This window comes from Streptomyces sp. NPDC002734, assembly GCF_040295685.1.
GTDB lineage: Bacteria > Actinomycetota > Actinomycetes > Streptomycetales > Streptomycetaceae > Streptomyces.
This window is the reverse complement of sequence record NZ_JBEOVU010000040.1, coordinates 30,139-52,823: the sequence shown is the minus strand read 5'-3', so window position 1 is coordinate 52,823 and position 22,685 is coordinate 30,139. Positions and strand designations below refer to the sequence as shown.

At 73.1% G+C, this 22,685-nt stretch carries 20 protein-coding genes; 12 read left to right on the top strand and 8 right to left on the bottom strand.

Going from position 1 to position 22,685, the window contains the following annotated elements; genetic code table 11:
- The first annotated feature begins 97 nt into the window (after positions 1 to 97).
- Together ABT026_RS28095 and ABT026_RS28090 are read left to right on the top strand one after the other, a co-directional pair.
- Positions 98 to 568, top strand: a complete 471-nt coding sequence (locus tag ABT026_RS28095; protein WP_351117970.1) for a Dps family protein — start codon at positions 98 to 100, stop codon at positions 566 to 568.
- 83 nt (positions 569 to 651) lie between these two features.
- Entirely contained in the window at positions 652 to 915 is a 264-nt protein-coding gene (locus ABT026_RS28090) for a hypothetical protein (protein WP_351117969.1), read from the top strand.
- A gap of 115 nt (positions 916 to 1,030) precedes the next feature.
- On the opposite strand, the gene ABT026_RS28085 is transcribed toward ABT026_RS28090, so the two are convergent.
- Both ABT026_RS28085 and ABT026_RS28080 read right to left on the bottom strand, forming a co-directional pair.
- Positions 1,031 to 1,852: an Fpg/Nei family DNA glycosylase gene (locus ABT026_RS28085; protein ID WP_351117968.1), complete on the bottom strand. Its 822-nt coding sequence runs from the start codon at positions 1,850 to 1,852 to the stop codon at positions 1,031 to 1,033.
- A 208-nt stretch (positions 1,853 to 2,060) separates the two neighbouring features.
- Positions 2,061 to 6,878 (bottom strand): ATP-dependent helicase, encoded by a 4,818-nt coding sequence (locus tag ABT026_RS28080; RefSeq protein ID WP_351117967.1) that lies wholly within the window; start codon positions 6,876 to 6,878, stop codon positions 2,061 to 2,063.
- Positions 6,879 to 7,011: 133 nt separating this feature from the next.
- Between ABT026_RS28080 and ABT026_RS28075 the strand changes: the two genes are divergently transcribed.
- The 7 genes from ABT026_RS28075 to ABT026_RS28045 all read left to right on the top strand — a co-directional run bounded on the left by ABT026_RS28075 (position 7,012) and on the right by ABT026_RS28045 (position 12,827).
- Positions 7,012 to 7,884: an AzlC family ABC transporter permease gene (locus tag ABT026_RS28075; protein ID WP_351117966.1), complete on the top strand. Its 873-nt coding sequence runs from the start codon at positions 7,012 to 7,014 to the stop codon at positions 7,882 to 7,884.
- Positions 7,881 to 8,186, top strand: coding sequence for an AzlD domain-containing protein (locus ABT026_RS28070; RefSeq protein WP_351117965.1), 306 nt, complete (start codon positions 7,881 to 7,883; stop codon positions 8,184 to 8,186). Before ABT026_RS28075 ends, ABT026_RS28070 begins: the two co-directional genes overlap by 4 nt.
- Before the next feature lie 24 nt (positions 8,187 to 8,210).
- Positions 8,211 to 8,405 (top strand): DUF3046 domain-containing protein, encoded by a 195-nt coding sequence (locus tag ABT026_RS28065; RefSeq protein ID WP_351117964.1) that lies wholly within the window; start codon positions 8,211 to 8,213, stop codon positions 8,403 to 8,405.
- A 48-nt stretch (positions 8,406 to 8,453) separates the two neighbouring features.
- Positions 8,454 to 9,806, top strand: a complete 1,353-nt coding sequence (locus ABT026_RS28060; RefSeq protein WP_502968070.1) for an AI-2E family transporter — start codon at positions 8,454 to 8,456, stop codon at positions 9,804 to 9,806.
- Between the two features lie 235 nt (positions 9,807 to 10,041).
- A complete protein-coding gene (gene recA, locus ABT026_RS28055; RefSeq protein WP_351117963.1) occupies positions 10,042 to 11,163 on the top strand; it encodes a recombinase RecA in 1,122 nt (373 codons plus the stop codon).
- A gap of 3 nt (positions 11,164 to 11,166) precedes the next feature.
- Entirely contained in the window at positions 11,167 to 11,835 is a 669-nt protein-coding gene (gene recX, locus ABT026_RS28050; RefSeq protein ID WP_351117962.1) for a recombination regulator RecX, read from the top strand.
- A 212-nt stretch (positions 11,836 to 12,047) separates the two neighbouring features.
- Positions 12,048 to 12,827 carry a hypothetical protein gene (locus tag ABT026_RS28045; protein WP_351117961.1) on the top strand — a complete coding sequence of 260 codons (780 nt, stop codon included), beginning with the start codon at positions 12,048 to 12,050 and terminating at the stop codon, positions 12,825 to 12,827.
- Positions 12,828 to 12,871: 44 nt separating this feature from the next.
- On the opposite strand, the gene ABT026_RS28040 is transcribed toward ABT026_RS28045, so the two are convergent.
- From ABT026_RS28040 to ABT026_RS28020, 5 genes are all read right to left on the bottom strand, one after another.
- A complete protein-coding gene (locus ABT026_RS28040) occupies positions 12,872 to 14,530 on the bottom strand; it encodes an FAD-dependent monooxygenase (protein ID WP_351117960.1) in 1,659 nt (552 codons plus the stop codon).
- A gap of 169 nt (positions 14,531 to 14,699) precedes the next feature.
- Positions 14,700 to 15,602, bottom strand: a complete 903-nt coding sequence (locus ABT026_RS28035; protein ID WP_351117959.1) for an amino acid ABC transporter permease — start codon at positions 15,600 to 15,602, stop codon at positions 14,700 to 14,702.
- Positions 15,599 to 16,267 (bottom strand): amino acid ABC transporter permease, encoded by a 669-nt coding sequence (locus tag ABT026_RS28030; protein ID WP_351117958.1) that lies wholly within the window; start codon positions 16,265 to 16,267, stop codon positions 15,599 to 15,601. Before ABT026_RS28030 ends, ABT026_RS28035 begins: the two co-directional genes overlap by 4 nt.
- Before the next feature lie 102 nt (positions 16,268 to 16,369).
- Complete coding sequence (locus ABT026_RS28025; protein ID WP_351117957.1) at positions 16,370 to 17,215, bottom strand: glutamate ABC transporter substrate-binding protein; 846 nt, start codon at positions 17,213 to 17,215, stop codon at positions 16,370 to 16,372.
- Positions 17,216 to 17,328: 113 nt separating this feature from the next.
- On the bottom strand, positions 17,329 to 18,105 hold the full coding sequence (locus tag ABT026_RS28020; RefSeq protein ID WP_351117956.1) for an amino acid ABC transporter ATP-binding protein: 777 nt from the start codon (positions 18,103 to 18,105) through the stop codon (positions 17,329 to 17,331).
- A gap of 259 nt (positions 18,106 to 18,364) precedes the next feature.
- On the opposite strand from ABT026_RS28020, the gene ABT026_RS28015 reads away from it, so the two are divergent.
- Positions 18,365 to 19,054, top strand: coding sequence for a response regulator transcription factor (locus ABT026_RS28015; RefSeq protein WP_351117955.1), 690 nt, complete (start codon positions 18,365 to 18,367; stop codon positions 19,052 to 19,054).
- A 7-nt stretch (positions 19,055 to 19,061) separates the two neighbouring features.
- A complete protein-coding gene (locus ABT026_RS28010; RefSeq protein WP_351117954.1) occupies positions 19,062 to 20,471 on the top strand; it encodes a sensor histidine kinase in 1,410 nt (469 codons plus the stop codon).
- Here the strand turns inward: ABT026_RS28010 and ABT026_RS28005 are convergent.
- The gene (locus ABT026_RS28005; RefSeq protein ID WP_351117953.1) at positions 20,461 to 21,462 is read right to left on the bottom strand and encodes a TAXI family TRAP transporter solute-binding subunit; all 1,002 of its coding nucleotides are present in this window, start codon (positions 21,460 to 21,462) and stop codon (positions 20,461 to 20,463) included. The two genes, ABT026_RS28010 and ABT026_RS28005, sit on opposite strands and share 11 nt — an antisense overlap.
- Before the next feature lie 174 nt (positions 21,463 to 21,636).
- Between ABT026_RS28005 and ABT026_RS28000 the strand changes: the two genes are divergently transcribed.
- Positions 21,637 to 22,677 (top strand): DUF2804 domain-containing protein, encoded by a 1,041-nt coding sequence (locus ABT026_RS28000; protein ID WP_351117952.1) that lies wholly within the window; start codon positions 21,637 to 21,639, stop codon positions 22,675 to 22,677.
- Positions 22,678 to 22,685: the final 8 nt, after the last annotated feature.

The following is a 22,685-nucleotide window of genomic DNA, read 5'->3' as shown; positions in this document are numbered from 1 at the left end:
CGGGGCGTACACGCACAAGGTGCGTGTACGCCCCGTTTGCCGTGTCGGCGGGGTGCGGTCATCGTGGAGTGACACGTCGGCTGACGAGGAGCTGCGCATGTATGTCGTGAAGAGCCCTTTGCCGGACGAGGACCTCAAGGTGGTCGGGAGCGCGCTGCAGGGCGCGCTGGTCGACCTGGTGGACCTGTCGCTGGTCGCCAAGCAGGTCCACTGGAACGTCGTGGGCCCCCGCTTCCGTTCGCTGCACCTGCAACTCGACGACGTGGTGACCAGCGCCCGCGCCCACTCCGACTCGGTGGCCGAGCGGGCCTCGGCGCTCGGGGTCTCCCCGGACGGCCGTGCGGCCACGGTGGCCTCCGGGTCGGGCATCTCGACGGTCACGGACGGCTGGATCAAGGACGGCGACGCGGTGCGCGCCCTGGTGGACGCGCTGGGCGCCGTCATCGGGCGCATGCGCTCACGGGTCCAGGAGACGGAGCAGCCCGACCCGATCACGCAGGACCTGCTGATCGGCATCACCGCGGACCTCGAGAAGCACCACTGGATGTTCCAGGCGGAGAACGGGTAGGCCTCCGGTCCGGGCGGCCACGGGGCAGCGGGATCGCCGTGTCGGGGCGTGAGCCGCCGTCCGGGCGGAGCGGGAGGTACCGCATGGGCGTGGCGGTGAGGGTGACGCTGGGGCTGGTGTGGTGGTGGGCCGCCCTGCGGCTGGCCCTCGTCCCGCGGGCCTCCGGAGCGGTGGAGGCGGGCGTGGTGCTGGGCGGGTGGACCGTCAGCCTGCTGCCGGTGCACTGCGTCGCCAAGGAGCGGGCCACGGGTGTGGTCGTCGCCACGGGACGGTGGCTGCGGGCCTGGCGCGGGCGGGCGGCGGGGGAGGGCGACGGCCGGCCGGGGGCGGGCGACGCGGGAGGGTGACGTCGCCGGGGATCGGGGCCGGGAGTCCGGGGCGTCACAGGTCGCGGGCCACGGGCCACGGGCCACGGGCCACGGGCCACGGCTTTGGCCGTGGGCTGAGGCGGTGGGCCTACGGCTACGGTGTCGGGCCGGACTGGCAGCGGGGGCACCAGTAGGTGGGGCGGTCGTCCTGGTCCGCGAGCCGGATCGGCGTGCCGCAGCGCAGGCAGGGGCGCGGTGCGCGGCCGTAGACGTAGAGGTTCTGCCCCGTCTGCCGCCCGGTGGCGGGGACGGCGGAGCGCGACGGCGGCGTCGTGCGCCTCTGGTGACGGTTCCGGTTGGCGACCAGCAGCCGCCGCGCCATCTCCGGCAGCGCCGCCGCTCGGTCGGTCGGCAGCATCCCGTACGGCAGCCACGGCGTCACCCCGAGCAGGAAGCACAGCTCGCACTTGTACACGTTGCCGATGCCGGCGAGGTTGCGCTGGTCCAGCAGCGCCTCGCCCAGCGGGCGGTCCGGCTCACGGGCCAGGTTGGCTAGGGCGACGTCGGGGTCCCAGTCCGGGCCCAGCAGGTCGGGCCCCAGATGGCCGACGACCGTGTCCTCCTCGGTGGTGCGCAACAGCTCCAGCACCGGCAGCCGGTAGCCGACGGCGGTGTTCTCGGCCGTGCCCAGCACCGCCCGGATCTGGTGGTACGGCCCGGGCAGCCGCAGCCGGGGGCCCGCCCCGGGGAGGACCTTCCAGGAACCGTCCATCCGCAGGTGCGAGTGGAGTGTGAGGTCGCCCTCCAGCCGGGTCATCAGGTGCTTGCCGCGGGCGACGACCTCCAGCACGGTCCGCCCGGTCAGGTCCGACGTGGCGAAACGGGGCACCCGCAGGTCGCTGCGGAGCAGCACCCGGCCCGCGAGGGCGTCGTGCAGGTGCTTCGCGGTGAGCCATACGGTGTCGCCTTCGGGCATGCCTCAAGGGTGCCCCAGCGGAGGCCGGTCAAGGGGGCCGACGGGGGCGGAGCGCGGACCGCCCGCGCGCAGCCCGCCTGCGGCGCCTGCGGCCCGTGGTTGCCCCCGGGGGAGACTGCCAGGCCCACGTCCGCGCCCAGGGAACGGTCAGGCCGTGTCCGCTGCCGGGGAAGAGGCAGGCCCGTCTACTCCGCGCCCCCGGACACGGTCAGGCCCGTATCCGCAGGCCCCGGGGCGTGGCGACGAAGCCGGCGCCCTCCAGGACCGTGCCGGGCGGTGCGCTCAGCGCGGGCTCGCCGTTGACGCGCTCCACCGTGACGGTGCCCAGGGAGCCCGCGCGGGCGGCCTCGGCGAGCGCCTCGGCGGCCTCGCGCAGCCGGGTGTCGCGGTCGGCGGGGAGGTCCGGCTCGGCGGGCCAGGCGAGCAGGCTCTTGCCGCCCCGCTCCATGTAGAGCACCAGGTCGCCGTCGACCAGGACCACCAGGGAACCGGCCTTGCGGCCGGGCTTGTGACCCGCGCCGCCCGGCGGCTCGGGCCAGCCGAGGGCGGCGCCGTAGGCGTTGGCGGGGTCGGCGGCGGCCAGCACCACGGCGCGGGAGCCGCCCGCGTCGCGGCGGCCGCCCGGACGGCCGGCGAACCTGCCGGGGCCGCCGGAGGGGTCGGCGATCGGCGCGGGCCCCCACGGCTGCGGGAACCCGTCGTCGCCGCCCCCGTCACCGCCGCCGTCCGTGCCGCCGGGCGCCGTGCCGCCCCACGGGTCGGCGGGCGGGGATGCCTCGCCGCGCTCACGGGCGTTGGCCGTGGCGCGCAGCCGGTCGACGGCGCCCTCCATGGCGAACTGGGCGGCGCCCAGCCCTTCCACCACGTAGCCGCGGCGGGCCTGTCCCACCTCCTCCAGGGCCGCCAGCACCCGGTAGACGGCCGAGAAGCCGCCCTCGACGCCCTCCGCGCCGACCGCGCCCCGCGTCACCACGCCGTGCCGGTCCAGCAACGTGCGGGCGAGGGCCGTGGAGCGGACGGTGGCGTCGCCCTCCCGCTCGGGCAGCAGCGACCAGCGGCCGGCCACCGTGGGCGGACCGGTGCGGGAGGCCGGGCGGTGGGCCGCTGCGGCGAGCGAGCCGTACCGCCCGCGGGGCACCGACCGCCTGGCGCGATGGGCGGTCGACCCGGCCGTTCGCCCCGAGCCCAGCAACGCCCGCATGGGGGCGAGAGTGTCGTTGGTGAGCCGGCCCGACCAGGCGAGGTCCCACAGGGCGTCCGCCAGCTGCGGGTCCGTGACGTCGGGGTGGGTGGTGGCGCGGACATGGTCGCCGATCTGCCGGAAGAACAGGCCGTAGCCGCCGGACAGCGCCGTCAGCACCGACTCGTGAAGGGCGGTCAGCTCCAGCGGATGGGCCGGCGGGAGGAGCAGGGGCGCGGTGTCGGCGAGGTAGAGGGAGACCCAGCCGTCCTTGCCGGGCAGTGAGCCGGCGCCCGCCCAGACCAGCTCGCCGGCCGAGGTCAGCTCGTCGAGCAGCGCCGGGGTGTATCCCGTGACGCGGGAGGGCAGGACCAGCTTCTCCAGCGCGGAGGCGGGGACGGAGGCCCCCTGGAGCTGCTCGACCGCCCGGACCAGGCCGTCGATCCCGCGCAGCGTGTGGCCCCTGCCGATGTGCTGCCACTGGGGGAGGAACTGGGCGAGGGCGGCGGGCGGGGCCGGCTCGAGCTCCTCACGCAGCGCGGCGAGCGAGCGGCGCCGCAGCCGCCGCAGCACCGTGGCGTCGCACCACTCCTGGCCGATGCCCGCCGGATGGAACTCGCCCTCGACGACCCGGCCGCTCGCCGCCAGGCGGCGCAGGGCGCCCTCGGTGACCGCGACGCCCAGCCCGAACCGGGCGGCGGCCGAGGCCGAGGTGAACGGGCCGTGGGTGCGGGCGTAGCGGGCCAGCAGGTCGCCCAGCGGGTCCTTGACCGGTTCGGTGAACGCCTCGGGGACGCCGACCGGCAGGGCGGTGCCCAGGGCGTCGCGCAGCCGGCCCGCGTCCTCCACGGCGGCCCAGTGGTCGGTGCCGGCGATCCGGACCCGGATGGCGCGGCGGGCCGCGGCCAGCTCCTCGGCCCAGCCCGGCTCGGCGCCCCGCTCGGCCAGCTCGGCGGGGGTGAGCGGGCCGAGCAGCCGCAGCAGGTCGGCGACGCCCTCGCCGTCCTTCACCCGCCGGTCCTCGGTGAGCCACTGCAGCTCCCGCTCCAGCTCGGCGAGCACCTCGGCGTCGAGCAGTTCGCGCAGCTCGGCCTGACCGAGGAGCTCGGCCAGCAGCCGCGAGTCCAGGGAGAGCGCTGCGGCCCGCCGCTCGGCGAGCGGCGAGTCGCCCTCGTAGAGGAACTGGGCGACGTAGCCGAAGAGCAGCGAGCGGGCGAACGGCGAGGGCTCGGGGGTGGTGACCTCCACCAGGCGGACCTTGCGGGACTCGATGTCGCCCATCAGCTCGGTCAGGCCGGGCACGTCGAACACGTCCTGCAAGCACTCCCGGATCGCCTCCAGGACGATCGGGAAGGAGCCGAACTCGCTCGCCACCGCGAGCAGCTGGGAGGCCCGCTGACGCTGCTGCCACAGCGGTGTCCGCTTGCCGGGATTGCGGCGGGGCAGCAGCAGGGCGCGGGCCGCGCACTCGCGGAAACGGGAGGCGAACAGGGCGGAGCCGCCGACCTGGTCGGTGACCAGCTGGGAGACGTCGCCCTTGTCGAAGGCGACGTCGGCCGCGCCCACCGGGGCCTTCTCGCCGTCGTACTCCGTGCCCGCCCGCGAAGGCTCCTGGTCCAGGAGGTCCAGGCCCATCAGGTCGGCGTCCGGCAGGCGCAGCACGATGCCGTCGTCGGCGTGCATCACCTGGGCGTCCATCCCGTACCGCTCCGACAGCCGCGCGGACAGGGCCAGTGCCCAGGGGGCGTGGACCTGCGCGCCGAACGGGGAGTGGACGACGACCCGCCAGTCGCCGAGCTCGTCGCGGAAGCGCTCGACCACGATGGTGCGGTCGTCGGGCACGTGGCCGCAGGCCTGACGCTGTTCGGTGAGGTAGGCGATGATGTTGTCGGCCGCCCACGCGTCCAGGCCCGCCGCCAGCAGCCGCAGCCGGGCGTCCTCCTCGGACAGCGCGCCGACCTCGCGCAGGAACGCGCCGACGGCACGCCCGAGCTCCAGCGGGCGGCCGAGCTGGTCGCCCTTCCAGAACGGCAGCCGGCCGGGCACGCCGGGCGCGGGGGAGACCAGCACCCGGTCCCGGGTGATGTCCTCGATGCGCCAGGAACTGGTGCCCAGCGTGAACACGTCGCCCACCCGCGACTCGTAGACCATCTCCTCGTCGAGCTCGCCGACCCGGCCGCCGCCCTTCTTCGGGTCGGAGCCGGCGAGGAACACGCCGAACAGGCCGCGGTCCGGGATGGTGCCGCCCGAGGTGACGGCGAGCCGCTGGGCGCCGGGGCGGCCGGTGACCGTGCCGGTCACCCGGTCCCAGACCAGGCGGGGCCGCAGCTCGGCGAAGGCGTCCGAGGGGTAGCGCCCGGCCAGCATGTCGAGGACGCCGGTGAACGCGGACTCGGGCAGCGAGGCGAACGGCGCGGCCCGGCGGGCCAGGGCCAGCAGGTCGTCGACCTGCCAGCTGTCCACCGAGGTCATCGCGACGATCTGCTGGGCCAGCACGTCCAGCGGATTGGCCGGGACGCGCAGCGACTCGATGGCCCCCGTGCGCATCCGCTCCGTCACCACGGCGGCCTGCACCAGGTCGCCGCGGTACTTGGGGAACACCACGCCGGTGGAGACCGCGCCCACCTGGTGGCCCGCGCGGCCCACGCGCTGCAGGCCGGAGGCGACCGACGGGGGCGACTCGACCTGGACGACCAGGTCGACGGCGCCCATGTCGATGCCCAGCTCCAGGCTGGAGGTGGCGACCACCGCGGGCAGCCGCCCGGCCTTCAGGTCCTCCTCCACCTGGGCGCGCTGCTCCTTGGAGACCGAACCGTGGTGCGCCCGCGCGATCACCGTGGGGGCGCCCTGCGCGGCGCCCGAACCGCCCATCAGCTCGGCGGGGGCGTGCTGCTCCGGGAGCGGCTCGCCGGTGGCGCGCTCGTAGGCGATCTCGTTGAGCCGGTTGCACAGCCGCTCCGCCAGACGGCGGGAGTTGGCGAAGACGATGGTCGAGCGGTGCGACTGGACCAGATCGGCGATGCGCTCCTCCACGGAGGGCCAGATCGACGGCCGCTCGCCGTCCTTGCCGGCGTCCGAGGCCGGGGAGCCGCCCAGCTCGCCCATGTCCTCCACGGGGACGACCACCGAGAGGTCGAACTCCTTGCCGGACGGCGGCTGGACGATCTCCACCCGGCGCTGCGGGGAGAGGTAGCGGGCGACCTCGTCGACCGGGCGGACGGTGGCCGACAGGCCGATCCGCCGGGCCGGGCGCGGCAGCAGCTCGTCCAGCCGCTCCAGGGAGAGCGCCAGGTGGGCGCCGCGCTTGGTGCCGGCCACCGCGTGCACCTCGTCGAGGATCACCGTCTCGACGCCGGTCAGCGCCTCCCGGGTGGCGGAGGTCAGCATGAGGAAGAGGGACTCGGGGGTGGTGATCAGGATGTCCGGCGGCCGGTTGGCCAGCGAGCGGCGCTCGGCGGGCGGGGTGTCGCCGGAGCGGATGCCGACCCGGACCTCGGGCTCGGGCAGACCGAGGCGCACCGCCTCCTGCCGGATGCCGGTCAGCGGACTGCGCAGGTTGCGCTCCACGTCCACCGCGAGGGCCTTCAGCGGGGAGACGTACAGCACCCGGCAGCGCTTCTTCGGCTCGGCCGGCGGCGGGGTGGACGTCAGCTGGTCCAGGGCGGCGAGGAAGGCGGCCAGCGTCTTGCCGGAACCGGTGGGCGCCACCACCAGCACGTCCGACCCCTCGTCGATGGCCTGCCAGGCGCCGGCCTGGGCGGAGGTGGGCGCGGTGAAGGCGCCCGTGAACCAGCCGCGGGTCGCGGGGGAGAAGCCTGCCAGAGCGGGGTGGGGGGTGCCGGCCATGGATCCATCCTGCACCCCGGCACCGACAGTCGCCGCCCGCCTGCCCGGACGACCGCCGGGGTCTACCGTCGGACGCCTGCCCGAATATCGAACACATCAGCCCGCTCGGGGCCCACCTGCCTAGGCTGCGTGCGTGGCACACGAGACAGCACACACGGAACGTCCCGAGCCCGGGGACACCGGCGGCGGCAAGGCCGACGCGGCGGTGGTCCGGGACGCGCTCGGGGTCGGCGTCGCCGTGGGGCTGTCCGGCTTCGCCTTCGGAGTGACCTCCGCGGGCGCCGGACTGACCCTGATGCAGACGTGCATGACGAGCCTGCTCATCTTCACCGGCGCGTCGCAGTTCGCCCTGGTGGGGGCGCTGGCGGCAGGGGGCAACCCCTTCACGGCGGCGGCCGGGGCCTTCTTCCTGGGCGTGCGCAACGCCTTCTACGGGCTGCGCCTGTCGCAGTTGCTGGCGCTGCGGAGGCCGCTGCGGCCCGTCGCGGCCCAGTGGGTGATCGACGAGACGACCGCGGTGGCGCTGGCGCAGCCCGACCGGCGGTCGGCCCGGCTCGGCTTCACGGTCACCGGCGCCACCCTCTACCTGCTGTGGAACGCGACGACGCTGCTCGGCGCGCTGGGCGCGGAGGCCATCGGGGACACCGACGCCTGGGGCCTGGACGCCGCCGGCCCCGCGGTCTTCCTGGCCCTGCTGGCGCCGATGCTGCGCGGCACGGTGGAGCGGGCGGTGGCCGTGGTCGCGGTGGTGCTCGGGCTCGGCCTCCTGCCGGTGCTGCCGGCCGGGGTGCCGGTGCTGGTGGCGGGGCTGGCCGCGCCGCTGGTGCTGTTCGTCCAGGGGCGACGGGGCTCCCGGGACGCGAGGGCCGACGAGGCCGAACGGGCCGACGGGGCCGACGGGGCCGTCGCCGGTACCGCCGACGACTTCGCGGATGCGGATGCGGACGGGGATGCGGGCGCGGATGCGGGCGCGGACGGGCCGGGGCATGGGGAGGAGCGGGAGTGAACGTCTGGATCGCGATCGGGCTGACGGCGGTGGGCTGCTACGCCGTGAAGCTGGCCGGGCTGCTGGTGCCGGCCGCCGTGCTGGAGCGACCGCTGGTGCGTCGCCTCGCGGCGCTGCTCCCGGTGGCCCTGCTGGCGGCGCTCACGGCACAGCAGACGTTCGGCGACGGACGGGAGCTGGTGCTCGACGCCAGGGTGCTGGGTGTGGGCGCGGCGGGCGTGGCGCTGATGCTCCGGGCGCCGTTCCTCGTGGTGGTGGGCGTCGCGGTGGCCGTCACGGCGGGGGTGCGGGCGCTGACGTGACCCCTGGGGGCGGATACTGGAGGCATGCGGTTGACGGTCTTCTGGCAGCGGATGGCGGATCACTTCGGTCCGGGGTACGCCGACTCCTTCGCGCGCGACCATGTGATGGCGGAGCTGGGCGGGCGCACCGTCCACCAGGCTCTGGACGCCGGCTGGGAGGCCAAGGACGTGTGGCGGGCGGTGTGCGCCACGATGGGTGTCCCGCCGGAAAAGCGCTGAATCGCCGAGAAGTGTTCCAACCGCTGCGGGGTGGGCGAGACTTGGGGCGTGACAGGGCCTGAGGGGACGCGGAGCAGCAGGGAGGCGGACGTGACGGCGGCCGCCACGGACGCCGGAGTGCCGCCCCAGCGGCCCGAGGTGCCACCGCCCCCCGCCGCCGACGTGCCGACCGGCGCTGCCCCTGTCGCCGCTCCCCCGGCGCCCTCCCCGGACGCCGCGTCGCCGCCCGCCGGTGAAGATCCGCGTGCGGCGGACGGCACGCGTGCCGCCCGGATGCCCCGGTGGCTGCCGCGGGCCATGGTGCTCGCGCTGTCCCTGGTCGCCGTCTTCCAGCTGGGCAGCTGGGCCTTCCACCGGCTGACCGGCCTGCTGATCAACGTGCTGATCGCCTTCTTCCTTGCGCTCGCCATCGAGCCCGCGGTCAGCTGGATGGCCTCCCGCGGGATCCGGCGGGGCGTGGCGGCCTGCCTGGTCTTCCTCGGCGTGCTGGCCGGTACCGCCGGCTTCGTCACCCTGATGAGCACGATGCTCGCCGACCAGGTCATCCGGATCATCGAGGACTTCCCCGGCTACCTGGACTCGGTGATCAACTGGATCAACGTCCACTTCGACACCGAACTGCGCCGGGTCGACGTCCAGGAGAGCCTGCTCAGCTCGGACCGGCTGCGCAAGTACGTCGAGGACAGCGCCAGTGGGGTGCTGGACGTGTCCGCGCAGGTCCTCGGCGGCCTGTTCCAGCTGCTGACCGTCACCCTCTTCTCCTTCTACTTCGCCGCCGACGGCCCCCGTCTGCGGCGCGCGCTGTGCTCCGTGCTGCCCCCCGCCAAGCAGGCCGAGGTACTGCGCGCCTGGGAGATCGCCGTCGACAAGACCGGCGGCTACATCTACTCGCGGGGCCTGATGGCGCTGATCTCCGGCCTGGCCCACTACGTCCTGCTACAGGCCCTGGAGGTCCCCTACGCGCCGGTGCTGGCGGTGTGGGTGGGGCTGGTGTCGCAGTTCATCCCCACCATCGGCACCTACCTCGCGGGCGCGCTGCCGATGCTGATCGCCTTCACCGTGAACCCCTGGTACGCCCTGTGGGTGCTGGCCTTCGTGGTGGTGTACCAGCAGTTCGAGAACTACCTGCTCCAGCCGAAGCTGACCGCGAGGACCGTGGACATCCACCCGGCGGTCGCCTTCGGGTCGGTGATCGCCGGCACCGCGCTGCTCGGCGCGGTCGGCGCGCTGATCGCGATCCCGGCGGTGGCCACCCTGCAGGCGTTCCTGGGCGCCTACGTGAAGCGGTACGACGTGACGGACGACCCGCGGGTGCGCGACCGTCCGCGCGGCGCGGAGGACGAGGGCCCCCGCGGGCTGTTCCGCCGGGCCCGGGGGCTCCGGCGCGGTTCCCGGGTGTGAAGCCGGCGGGGCCGGGCACGTCCTCGGCATGATTTGACACAAAATTCGAACAGGCATTCTTATGGCACTGCCGGTGGTCCTCGGGCATCCGTCTCGCAACGGTACTTCTGTACGGTTTGAGGTGAGATGTGCCCGAGTTTTCCACAGGGTGGACGGGCGTCGGGGCGCGTTGTCAGTGGCAGGCGTTAGCGTCTTTGACGTGAAGCGATCGACTCAAGCAAACCGGGTGGAACCCATGGCAGGAACCGACCGCGAGAAGGCGCTGGAAACAGCCCTCGCGCAGATTGAACGGCAATTCGGCAAGGGCGCGGTCATGCGTATGGGCGACCGCACCCAGGAGCCCATCGAGGTCATCCCGACCGGCTCGACCGCCCTGGACGTGGCGCTCGGCGTCGGCGGCCTGCCGCGCGGCCGAGTGGTGGAGATCTACGGCCCCGAGTCCTCCGGCAAGACCACGCTGACCCTCCACGCCGTGGCGAACGCGCAGAAGGCCGGCGGCCAGGTGGCGTTCGTCGACGCGGAGCACGCGCTCGACCCCGAGTACGCCCGCAAGCTCGGCGTGGACGTCGACAACCTCATCCTCTCGCAGCCCGACAACGGCGAGCAGGCGCTGGAGATCGTGGACATGCTGGTCCGCTCCGGCGCCCTCGACCTGATCGTCATCGACTCCGTCGCGGCGCTGGTCCCGCGTGCGGAGATCGAGGGCGAGATGGGCGACAGCCACGTGGGTCTGCAGGCCCGTCTGATGAGCCAGGCGCTGCGGAAGATCACCAGCGCGCTCAACCAGTCCAAGACCACGGCGATCTTCATCAACCAGCTCCGCGAGAAGATCGGCGTCATGTTCGGCTCCCCGGAGACCACGACCGGTGGCCGGGCGCTGAAGTTCTACGCCTCGGTGCGTATCGACATCCGCCGCATCGAGACCCTGAAGGACGGCACGGACGCGGTCGGCAACCGCACCCGCTGCAAGGTGGTCAAGAACAAGGTGGCTCCGCCGTTCAAGCAGGCCGAGTTCGACATCCTCTACGGCCAGGGCATCAGCCGCGAGGGCGGCCTGATCGACATGGGCGTCGAGCACGGCTTCGTCCGCAAGGCCGGCGCCTGGTACACGTACGAGGGCGACCAGCTCGGCCAGGGCAAGGAGAACGCCCGCAACTTCCTCAAGGACAACCCCGCCCTGGCGGAGGAGATCGAGCGGAAGATCAAGACCAAGCTCGGCGTCATCAAGCCGACCGAGGAGGAGGCCGCCGCGGCTGCCACCGAGCCGGCCGCCGAGGAGGGTGCGGACGCAGCCAAGGCTGTTCCGGCTCCCGCCACCCGGGCCACCAAGGCCAAGGCCGCGGCGGCCAAGGGCTGATCCGTGACGCGCCGAACCGAATGGGCCGGAGAGACCGGCCCCGACGACGAGGCCGGCCGGTCCGGTCCGGCCCGTCGTCCCGGTCGCGGCAGTCGCAAGGGCCGCGGGACACGCGGCGAGCAGGTCGATCGCATCGCTCACGACGGTGACCGTGGGGATCCGGCCGAGCGGGCGCGGGGCATCTGCCTGCGCCTGCTCACCGGGTCCCCGCGGACCCGCAAGCAGCTCGCCGACGCCCTGCGCAAGCGGGAGATCCCCGACGACGTCGCCGAGGAGGTGCTCACCCGGTTCGAGGAGGTGGGCCTGATCGACGACGGCGCCTTCGCCGGCGCGTGGGTGGAGTCCCGGCACCACGGCCGGGGCCTGGCCCGACGCGCCCTCGCCCGCGAGCTGCGGACCAAGGGCGTGGACTCCTCGCTGATCGACGAGGCGGTCTCCCAGCTCGACAGCGAGCAGGAGGAGGCCACCGCCCGCGACCTCGTCGCCCGGAAGCTGCGCTCCACCCGAGGGCTCGACCGCGACAAGCGGATACGCCGCCTCGCCGGGATGCTCGCCCGCAAGGGCTACCCCGAGGGCCTGGCCCTGCGCGTGGTCCGCGAGGCCCTGGAGGCCGAGGGGGAGGAGCTGGAACCCGACGCGTACTCCGGGATGTCGGGGGACGACGCCTACTGAGCGGGCACCCGACGCCGGCCGAGCCGACGCGAGCCGACTCGGCACCGACCCCGATCCGTTCAGGTCGGCGCCGTCCGGAAGCGGGGAGCGGGGAGTCCGGCTGCCCGGCACCGTCCAGCCGGCCGAGTCGCCGTCGAGCCCGAGTATCCGTGCACGTCGTGTGAGTACGCGTACTCACGCGGGGCGGGAGCGCCCGTCCGCAAACTGTGCGCATGACAAAGATCGCGGGCCTCGCCGAGACCGCTCCCTCCGCCGCCTACGCCTCGACATCCGCCTCCGATTCCACGGCAGCGACCGTCGGTGCCGGCGACACCGGCACCCGGCGCAGGCGCACGAGTGCCATCGGCCGCACGGGCCGACTGCTCACGGCCACGGTCCTCGCCTCCCTGCTCCTCTCCGCCTGTGGCACCGGGCACGGCAGCAACGGCTCACGGCCGGCCGACGGGAGTGCGGCCGACAGGCCTCAGCAGGCCGCTGCCGCAGCGGCCGGTCAGTCCGCCGCCGCGCCGCCCGCCGCGTTCACCCGGATGCTGGACGACGTCGCTCGGGGCTGTCCCTCGGACCCCGCCTCGCGCAAGGGCTCGCTGAAGGACCACGCGCCCGAGCCCGAGGAGACGGTGACCCCGCTGCCCGAGGGCTTCGTCGAGCCTCGTGACGACAGCGGCCAGCCCGGCATCGAGCTGAGCCCGTACGAGTGGTGCGCCGGCCACCGCCACGTCCAGCGTGTCTTCCAGGAGGTGGCGGCGATCGAGGAACCCACTCCGGAGCTGGTCCGGACCGCCCTGAACGACCTCGGCTACGTCGACGAGCGGATCGTCGGCCTCGAGCGGTCCGGCGGGAGAACCCACTTCCTCCTCGACCTGCGCGTCGACGGCGGCGAGCTCTGCCTGTGGGGCGAGACCGGCGGCGCGGAACCGTACGTCGAGCTGTTCGCGGAGACCGACGCCGAGCCGTCGTTCAGCCCGGACCCGCAGTGGGCCCCACAGGACTGACCCGGTCGGGTCCGGTCAGGCCGCACCGGCCCCGCGCCCGCGGCCTAGCGGGCCCCTGCCTGTTCCGTCTCCGGCTCCGGCGTGGCCGGGCCCGGAACCGTCAGGTTCACGCCCGTCGCCGCCTCGGCCGCCGCGCGCAGCTGCTGAGGGCGGACGCCCGACAGCGCGGTGACCAGACGGCCGTCCGGCCGCACCAGCAGGACGGTGTGCGCCGGGGCCCCCGGATACGCCTCGGTGACCAGCAGTTCCGCGGGTGCCGGCAGGGTCCGCACCGCCTCGGCGAGGGCGGGCATGATCCCCGCGCCCGCCCAGTGCCGCCGCTCCCACACTCCGGTACCGGGCGCGACCAGCACCACCGACAGCGTGCCGCGGTCCAGCCGCTCCCACAGCCCGGTGGTGGAGCCGTCCTCCGCGGTGACCCGTGCGTCATGCACCAGTTCGCCGGGCGCCGTGTCCACCACCACGTCCGCGTCCGTCGGCGTGGGCAGCAGCGGTGACGACCCGTAGCGTCCCGGCCCGCCGAGGGCGCCGCGTCCGAGATGACCGTCGACCAGCAGGGCGTCCTGGGCGCGCGCCGTCCCCGGCACGTAGCTGCGCAGCCCGCCGCCGCGCAGTATCGGCAGTGCCTGGTCGGCGGCGCGCAGCCGGGCGGACACCGCCGCCCGCCGCTCGGCCTGGTAGGTGTCCAGCAGTGCCTCGGGCGCCTTGCCCTGCCGCACGAGGGCCAGCTTCCAGGCGAGGTTCTCCGCGTCCCGCAGACCCTCCTCGAGGCCCTGGCCGCCCAGTGAGCCGAGCAGGTGGGCGGCGTCGCCCGCCAGGAAGGCCCGGCCCCGCCGCCACCGCCGGGCGAGCCGGTGGTGGACCGTGTGCACCCCGGTGTCCAGCAGTTCGTAGGGCGGCGGCAGGTCGGAGTCGTCCCAGCCGGCCAGCGTCTCGCGCACCAGCGCCACCAGCACGTCGGCCGTGACCAGGTCGGCTGCCGGGTCCCGGGGCGGCGGCATCAGCCAGTCCAGTCGCCACGCCCCGTCCGGCAGCGGGCGCCCCACCACCTCGCCGGCGAACGGCGCCGAGGACCGCCACGGCGGGGTGCGGTGCAGGATCGCCGTGCCCGGCAGGGGCAGGTCGACACGCAGCGTCGCCACCGCGTGCCGCTCCACCGCGGTACGGCCGGGAAAGCGGATGTCGAGCAGCTTGCGCACCGTGGACCGGGCGCCGTCGCAGCCGACCAGGTGCGTGCCCTGCCACCAGGCGCCGTGCGCCGAGCGGGCCCGGGCGCGGACCCCCGCGGCGTCCTGTTCCATGGCGTCGAGCCGGCTTTCCGGGACCAGGGTGACCAGCGGTTCCCGCACGGCCGCCGCCCGCAGCGCGCCGGTCAGCGCGTGCTGGGGAAGGTGCAGCGGGGCGCCGTCGCCGGGCCGTGCGCCGCCGTCGGCCGTCCCGTGAGGTGCGCCGAAGCTGGTCTCGAAGGCGGTCCGGCGGCCGCGCAGCGCGCGCCAGCCGCTCCAGCGCAGCCCCAGCCGGTCGAGTCCTCCGCCGGTGATACGGGTGATCAGCGCCGCGGTGTCCGGATGCAGCACCACCGTGCGGGCCGGACGCGGCATCGCGCCGCCCTGTCCCTCGTCGAGGACCACCGAGGGGACCCCCTGGCGCGCGAGCGCGAGCGCGAGGGTGAGCCCCACCGGTCCCGCGCCCACGACGAGCACAGGGGCGGAGGGGGGTGGAGCAGAGTGCGCGATCACATGGTTATGCAACCCATTGCGGGTGTCCGCGTCAAGCGACGGAGGCAGTGGCGGGTCCGCCACTGCCTCCGTCGGATGCTTCCCGTGCCACCTGGGCACTTACGGGACTGACGTTGTGTCAGTCCGGCCGCCGTCAGGTGGTCTTCTTCACGTCCTCGTGGCCGCCGGGCGTCGACAGGTCGGCCACCGCGCCGACCGCGACGACCGCGCCGGTGGACTTCTTGCCACGCCGCAGACGCCTCTCCAGCCAGCCGGCGAATGAGGTGAGGGCGAAGTTGACCAGGATGAAGATGATCGCCGCCACCGTGAGGCAGGGAATGATGTTCGCGCCGTAGTAGGAGCTCGCCGTGGTCGCGTTGGACAGCAGCTCCGGGAAGGCCATCATGTAGCCGCCGAGCGCGGTGTCCTTCACGATGACGACGAGCTGGCTGACGATGGCGGGCAGCATCGCGGTGACCGCCTGCGGCAGCAGCACCGTCCGCATGACCTGGTTCTTGCGCAGGCCGATCGCCATGGCGGCCTCGGACTGCCCCTTGGGCAGGGAGAGGATGCCGGCGCGCACGATCTCCGCGAGCACGGAGGCGTTGTAGAGAACCAGACCGGTGACCACCGCGTACATCGGCCGCGAGTCGCTGCTGACCCCTGTGTACAGGTAGTAGAACTGCAGGCAGAAGACCATCAGGATCAGTACCGGGATGGCGCGGAAGAACTCCACGACCACCGTGGCCGGCACTCGCATCCAGGCGTGCTCGGACAGCCGCGCGATGCCGAGCACGGCACCGAGCGGCAGGGCTATCAGCAGGGCCAGTGCTGCGGCCAGCAGAGTGTTCTTCAGGCCTGGCAGAAGGTAGGTCGTCCACGCCTCGGTCCCGAAGAGCGGGGACCACAGGGCCCAATCGAGCTGGCCCTTCTCCTTCAGTGCGCCGTAGACCCACCACAGCAGCAACGCGGCGGCGACCAGGAAGACGGCCGTGTAGACGATGTTGCGGGCCTTGGCACGGGGGCCCTGGGCTTCGTAGAGAACCGACGCGCTCATCGCTTCACCGCCACCTTCTTGCCCAGCAGGCCCATCAGCAGGCCGGTGGGCAGCGTGAGGCACACGAAACCGAACGCGAAGACCGCGCCGATCAGCACCAACTGCGCCTCGTTCTCGATCATTTCCTTCATCCGTAGCGAAGCTTCGGCCACGCCGATGACCGCTGCCACCGTCGTGTTCTTCGTCAGCGCGATCAGTACGTTGGCCAGAGGGCCGACCGCCGAGCGGAAGGCCTGCGGCAGCACGATCGACCGCAGCACCTGGCCGAAGTTCAGGCCCAGCGCCCGTGCCGCCTCCGCCTGTCCGAGCGGCACGGTGTTGATGCCGGAGCGGATGGCCTCGCAGACGAACGCCGAGGTGTAGACGATCAGACCGAGCACCGCCAGGCGGAAGGTGAAGACGGCTACGATCCCGTCGCCTCCGAGTTCCACCCCCAGCGTGTCGTGCAGGCCCAGCGAGCTGAAGAGGATGATCACGGTGAGCGGGATGTTGCGCACGAAGTTCACGTACGCGGTGCCAAAGGCGCGCATCAGCGGCACCGGGCCGACTCGCATGCCGGCCAGCAGGGTTCCCCATATCAGGGAGCCGATCGCCGAGTAGACGGTGAGTTGCACCGTTACCCAGAAGGCCCCCAGCAGGTCGTAACCTTCAAGAAAGTCGAACACGATCTCCCGCGCTTCCGCGTGTCGGTTGGCTCAAGGGCGGCGGCCCCTGTCCGCCCGGCCGGGGGCCGGGCGGACAGGACGCCGTGACGAGGCCGCTGGACGTTACTTCTTGATATCGCCGATCGCCGGCGCGGGCTCGTTCTTGTAGTTGGCCGGGCCGAAGTGGGTGTCGACCGCCTTCTGCCACGACTGGTCGGAGACCATCTTCTCGAGAGCCTTGTTGATCTTCGCCTTGAGGTCGCTGCCCTCCTTGACGCCGATGCCGTAGTTCTCGTTCGACAGCTTCAGGCCGGCGAGCTTGAACTTGCCCTTGTGGGCGTCCTGCGCGGCGTAACCGGCGAGGATCGAGTCGTCCGTGGTCAGCGCGTCTACGGCGCCGTTCTGCAGACCCGTGAGGCAGGCGGAGTAGGTCGGGTACTCCTGCAGCTGGGCCTTCGGGGCCAGCTTCTGCTTCACGTTCTGCGCGGAGGTCGAACCGGTCACCGAGCACAGCTTCTTGCTGTTCAGGTCCTTGGCCGACTTGATGGAGTCGTCGTCGGCGCGGACCAGCAGGTCCTGGTGGGCCAGCAGGTACGGGCCGGCGAAGTCGACCTTCTGCTCACGCTCGTCGTTGATCGAGTAGGTGGCGGCGATGAAGTCGACGTCGCCGCGGTCCAGCATGTTCTCGCGGTCGGCGCTCTTCGACTCCTTCCACTCGATCTGGTTCTCGGAGTAGCCGAGCTCCTTGGCGACGTACTTCGCGACGTCCACGTCGAAACCGGCGTAGCCCTGCGGCGTCTTCTGGCCGAGACCGGGCTGGTCGAACTTGATGCCGATCGTGATCTTGCCCTTGCCGCCCTCACCGCCGCCCTTGCCGTCCTTCTCGGCGGCGCCCTCGCCGCAGGCGGTGGCGGTCAGGGCCAGGGCGACGACGGCCGCGGAAGCGGCGGTGATCTTGCGAAGCTGCATGGTGAACATCCTTTGCGTGATGAGGAGATACGACCCGTCCCCGGACGTGTCCGGCGGCGGGAGGGGGCGCGGGCGCCTCGAAGTCTTCCCGGCGGTGACGCCGGCGGGTGGTCTCAGTGATGCAGGATCTTGGACAGGAAGTCCTTGGCCCGGTCGCTGCGGGGGTTGCTGAAGAACTGGTCCGGAGTCGCCTCTTCGACGATCCGGCCGTCCGCCATGAACACGACCCGGTTCGCGGCCGAGCGGGCGAAGCCCATCTCGTGCGTGACGACGATCATGGTCATGCCGTCGCGGGCGAGCTGCTGCATGACCTCCAGCACCTCGTTGATCATCTCCGGGTCCAGCGCCGAGGTGGGCTCGTCGAAGAGCATCACCTTCGGCTCCATGGCGAGCGCCCGCGCGATGGCGACGCGCTGCTGCTGGCCGCCGGAGAGCTGGGCCGGGAACTTGTCCGCCTGCGCGCCGACGCCGACCCGGTCGAGCAGGGCCCGCGCCTTCTCCTCGGCCACCTTCTTGTCGGTCTTGCGGACCTTGACCTGACCCAGCATGACGTTCTCGAGGATCGTCTTGTGGGCGAACAGGTTGAACGACTGGAAGACCATGCCGACGTCGGCGCGCAGCCGTGCCAGCTCCTTGCCCTCCGCAGGCAGGGGCCGGCCGTCGATCGTGATCTCGCCGGAGTCGATGGTCTCCAGGCGGTTGATGGTGCGGCACAGAGTGGACTTGCCGGACCCGGAGGGTCCGATGACCACGACAACCTCACCGCGGGCGATGGTCAGATCGATGTCCTGGAGCACGTGCAGAGCGCCGAAGTGCTTGTTGACGTTCTTCAGGACCACGAGATCGCCGACCGGGGCCGCATCTTCCTTGGCCACCGTTACATCGGTCATCGTTTGCTGGCTCCGTCCTCCTCGGTTTCGGAGGACCTTAATAACCCGGTCCTACCAGCGCATTACTTCTGAGCGGAAATTGAGCATCACGATCGGATAGCAATCGGACACAAGCCGTAGTTGGGACGTCCTGCTCCGTACCGGGTGGGTAACGAAACCCTTCGCGGCGCTCCTAAACCTGTCGGCGGGGTGGTACCCGGTAGGAGTTCCGGTCGCGAAGCGGCGCCGGACAGGACGGCCGAAGGGAGGGCCGGACATCATGAGACTGCTCCTTGTCGAGGACGACAACCACGTGGCGGCGGCCCTGACCGCGGTGCTCGCCCGGCACGGGTTCAGCGTCACCCATGCCCGCAACGGCGAGGAGGCGCTGCGCGCGCTGGTGCCCGGCGGTCCCGCCTTCGCCGTCGTCCTCCTCGACCTCGGCCTTCCCGACCAGGACGGCTTCGAGGTCTGCGGACGCATACGCAAGCGGACCAGCACCCCGGTGATCATGGTCACCGCGCGGGCCGACGTCCGCTCCCGCATCCACGGCCTGAACCTGGGGGCCGACGACTACGTCGTGAAGCCGTACGACACCGGTGAGCTGCTCGCCCGCATCCACGCGGTCGCCCGCCGTCACGCCCCCGAGGACACCACCGGCGGCGCCGACGCCACCGTGCTCGACCTGGGAACCGTGCGGATCGAGCTGTCCACCCGGCAGGTCACCGTCGACGGCGCGCAGGTGGCACTCACCCGCAAGGAGTTCGACCTGCTCGCGCTGCTCGCGCAGAGACCGGGCGTGGTCTTCCGGCGCGAGCAGATCATCAGCGAGGTCTGGCGCACCAGCTGGGAGGGCACCGGGCGTACTCTCGAGGTGCACGTCGCCTCGCTCCGCTCCAAGTTGCGCCGGCCGACGCTGATAGAGACCGTTCGCGGCGTCGGGTACCGACTCGTCGCCCCGGCCGCCTAGGGGACGGGTGCGCACCAGGCTTCTTCCGCTGCTGATCGTTCTGATGGCGGCCGTGCTGCTCGCGCTGGGCGTGCCCCTGGCCGTGAGCGTGGCGGCCGCCGAACAGCAGCGCGTCGTGGTCGACCGGATCGACGACACCGCCCGCTTCGCCGCCCTGGCCCAGTTCGTCCGCGCCCTGGCCCCCGGTGACGTGAAGGACGGGGCGGCCGGCGAGCGCGCCGAGAGCCTCACCCGCGAGCTGCGGACCTACCACGACGTCTACGGCATCCGGGCCGGCGTCTTCAAGCGCAGCGGCGACCTGCTGACCTCCGCCCCCGACGACTGGAAGCTGCCGCGCGGAAGCGAGGTGCGCACCGCGTTCGAGGAGGCGCGGCTGAGCCGTCGCAGCCACGACCCGGCGCAGGTGTGGCCCTGGCAGAACCGGCGGCTGGTCGTCGCCTCCCCGGTGATCCGCGACGGCGACGTGGTCGCGGTGGTGGTCACCGACTCGCCCACCGACGGCATGCGTGACCGCACCCTGCGCGGCTGGCTGCTGATCGCCGCCGGGGAACTGGCGGCGATGCTGGTCGCCGTCGGCGCCGCGCTGCGCCTCACCCACTGGGTGCTCAGGCCGGTCCGGGTGCTGGACGCCACCACCCACGACATCGCCACCGGCCGCCTCAAGTCCCGGGTCGCCGCGGCCGGCGGGCCGCCCGAGCTGCAGCGGCTGGCGGACTCGTTCAACGAGATGGCGGACCACGTGGAGCAGGTGCTCGAGCAGCAGCGGGCGTTCGTGGCCGACGCCTCGCACCAGCTGCGCAACCCGCTGTCCGCCCTGCTGCTGCGGATCGAGCTGCTGGCGCTGGAACTTCCCGAGGACAACGAGGAGATCGCCTCGGTGCGCGTCGAGGGCAAGCGGCTCACGCAGGTCCTCGACGACCTGCTGGACCTGGCGCTCGCCGAGCACGCCGAACCCGAACTGGGCCTCGCCGACATCGGCGCCCTCGCCGACGAACGCGTCGCCGCCTGGGCGCCGGCCGCCGAGGCCAAGGGCGTCACCCTGACCGGCAGCTGTCCCCCCACCACCGCCTGGGCCGACCCGGTCACCCTCTCCAGCGCGCTGGACGCCGTGATCGACAACGCGGTGAAGTTCACCCCCGAGGGCGGCGAGGTGCACGTCTCGGTGGCCGCGAACGGCCTCACCGCGAGGGTGGTCGTGGTCGACGAGGGGCCGGGCCTCACCGACGAGGAACTCCAGCGCGTGGGGGACCGGTTCTGGCGCAGCGGCCGCCACCAGAACGTCAACGGGTCCGGGCTGGGCCTGTCGATCTCCAAGGCCCTGCTGGCCGCGGCGGGCGGCTCGCTGGAGTTCGGGCACCACGCGCCGCACGGCCTCAGGGCGACGGTGACGCTGCCCCGCACCGGGCCTAGGGCTTGACCGAGCGGTAGTAGTTCAGCGCGCCCTCGTGGAGCGGCAGCGGGTGGGTGTCGACCGCGGTGCGCACGTCCACCACCTGGGCGGCGTGGACCTCCTTGCCGATGTCGTCCCGGCTGCGGATCACCGTGCGGGTGAACCATTCGATGAGCTCCGGGTCCACGTCCTTGCGCGTGATCAGCAGGTTGGACACGGCCAGGGTCTCCACCGGCTCGCCGTTCATCGCCCGCGGATACGCGGACTCCGGCATGGTGGCGGGGCGGTAGTGGTGCCCGACCATGTCGTCCTGCCGGTGCAGGGCGGTGACCAGGTGGCTCTCGATGGGCACGAAGCGGAAGTCGAACCTCTCGGAGAGGTCCACCAGCCCGCGGGTGGGCAGGCCGCCCGACCAGAAGAAGGCGTCGATCTCGCCCCGCTCCAGCTTGCCCGGCCCGGTGTCGATGCCGTCGCGGTGCGGCACCACGTCCTCGGCCGGGTCCAGCCCCGCGGCCCGCAGGACGCCGTTGGCGATCAGCTGCACGCCGGAGTGGTCCGGGCCGATCCCCACCCGCAGCCCCTTCAGGTCGTCGACGTGCTGGACCTTCGAGCCGACGGGCACGATCAGCTGGAGGTAGTCGTCGTACAGCCGCGCCACACCGCGCAGGTCCCGCGCCCCCGGCTTCCCGTCGTTGCGGTAGTTCTCCACGGCGTCCGCGGCGGCGATGGCGAACTGTGCGTCCCCCAGGGCCACCATCGCCACGTTCTGCTGGGAGCCCAGCGAGGTCTTCAGCTCCACCGACAGGTCCGGCATGTCCACCGCCAGCTCGCCGCGCAGCTTCTCGCCGTACAGCTGGTACACGCCCGCCTTGGTGCCGGTGCCGAAGACCACCTCCCCGCTCGGCGGGGTCCTGCTGAAGGGCTGCAGCCACCACACCAGGACGGCCAGCACGACGAGCGCGACGGCCGACCCGGTCAGGGCCCGCCGTCTGCCGATTCGGGTCGCAGCCGGGAACATGCCTGCGATCCTGCCAGCGGTCGTGGCCCGCCGGTAGGCCGGAGGTCACCTCGGCGCCCGCCCTCCGTGTGCGACGCGTCACCGTCGTGCGCCGCGTCCCGCGCCGCCGTCCCGCGCCGCCCGGGGAGCGCGGACCGTTGACCGGCCCCCGAGGGGATGGTTGGCTCCGGCCTTGTGCCCGCCTCTCACCAGCCTGCCGCCGCCGAACTCCCCCTCCTGGTCGAGGGCGGTGTCCGCCGCTACGGCCGGCTTCCCTCGCGCCCGGCCCGCGTCAATCCGCTCGACGAGTTCACCGGGGTCCCCCGCCTGATGCGGCGGCCCCGGCTGAAGGAATGGGCCGGGTTCACGCTGCTCCACCCGGACGTCTGGTCGTCCCTGATCGTCCAGGACGCCCAGTACCTGGCCTCCTGCGAGATGTACGCCCACGACCGGCGCACCGGCGTCCTCCACCAGCACGCGGCCAACGCCCGTGGCCGCTCCGCCGTGCTGCCCGCCACCCTGCTGGACGGCGGGCACTGCTCCTTCGACCGGCCGGGCCACCGGATCGTCTACGACTTCGACGCCACAGCCGGACGCCACACGATCCACGTCGACATCGCCGCCACCGAGGCCGCACCGGCCTTCGGCGCCGAACTGACCCTGCACGCCCGCGCGGCGAGCGCGCCCCTGTCGGTGAGCTCCCGGCTGCCGGGCGGCGGCCGGATGTACACCCACAAGGCCGCCTTCCCCGTGGAGGGCGTACTCCGGGCCGGCTCCGCCGAGTACGTCTTCGACGCCGGACGCGACCTCGCCGTCCTGGACGAGCACCGCTCCTTCCTGGCCTACCGCACCCGCTGGCTGTGGGGCACCTTCGCGCTGCCCACCGCCGACGGGGTGATCGGCGCCAACTTCGCCGACCGCCCCGAGCTGCCGGGCGAGCCCGAGGAGTCGGCGATCTGGGGCCCGGGCGTCTGCGAGCCGCTGGGTGAGATCTCCTTCACCCCCGAGCGCCCGGACGACCCCGCGGCGCCCTGGCGGATTGCCTCCCGGGACGGGCGGCTGGACGTCGTCTTCGAGCCGGAGGGCCGCAAGGAGGTCCGCCACCAGCTCGGACTCCTCGCCATCGACTACTTCCAGATGTACGGCCGTTACCGGGGGGTGCTCGCCGCGGGCGGCGCCGAGCACCGGATCGACGGGGTGCACGGCGTCTGCGAGTCGATGCGCGCCCGCCTGTGACCGCGGGT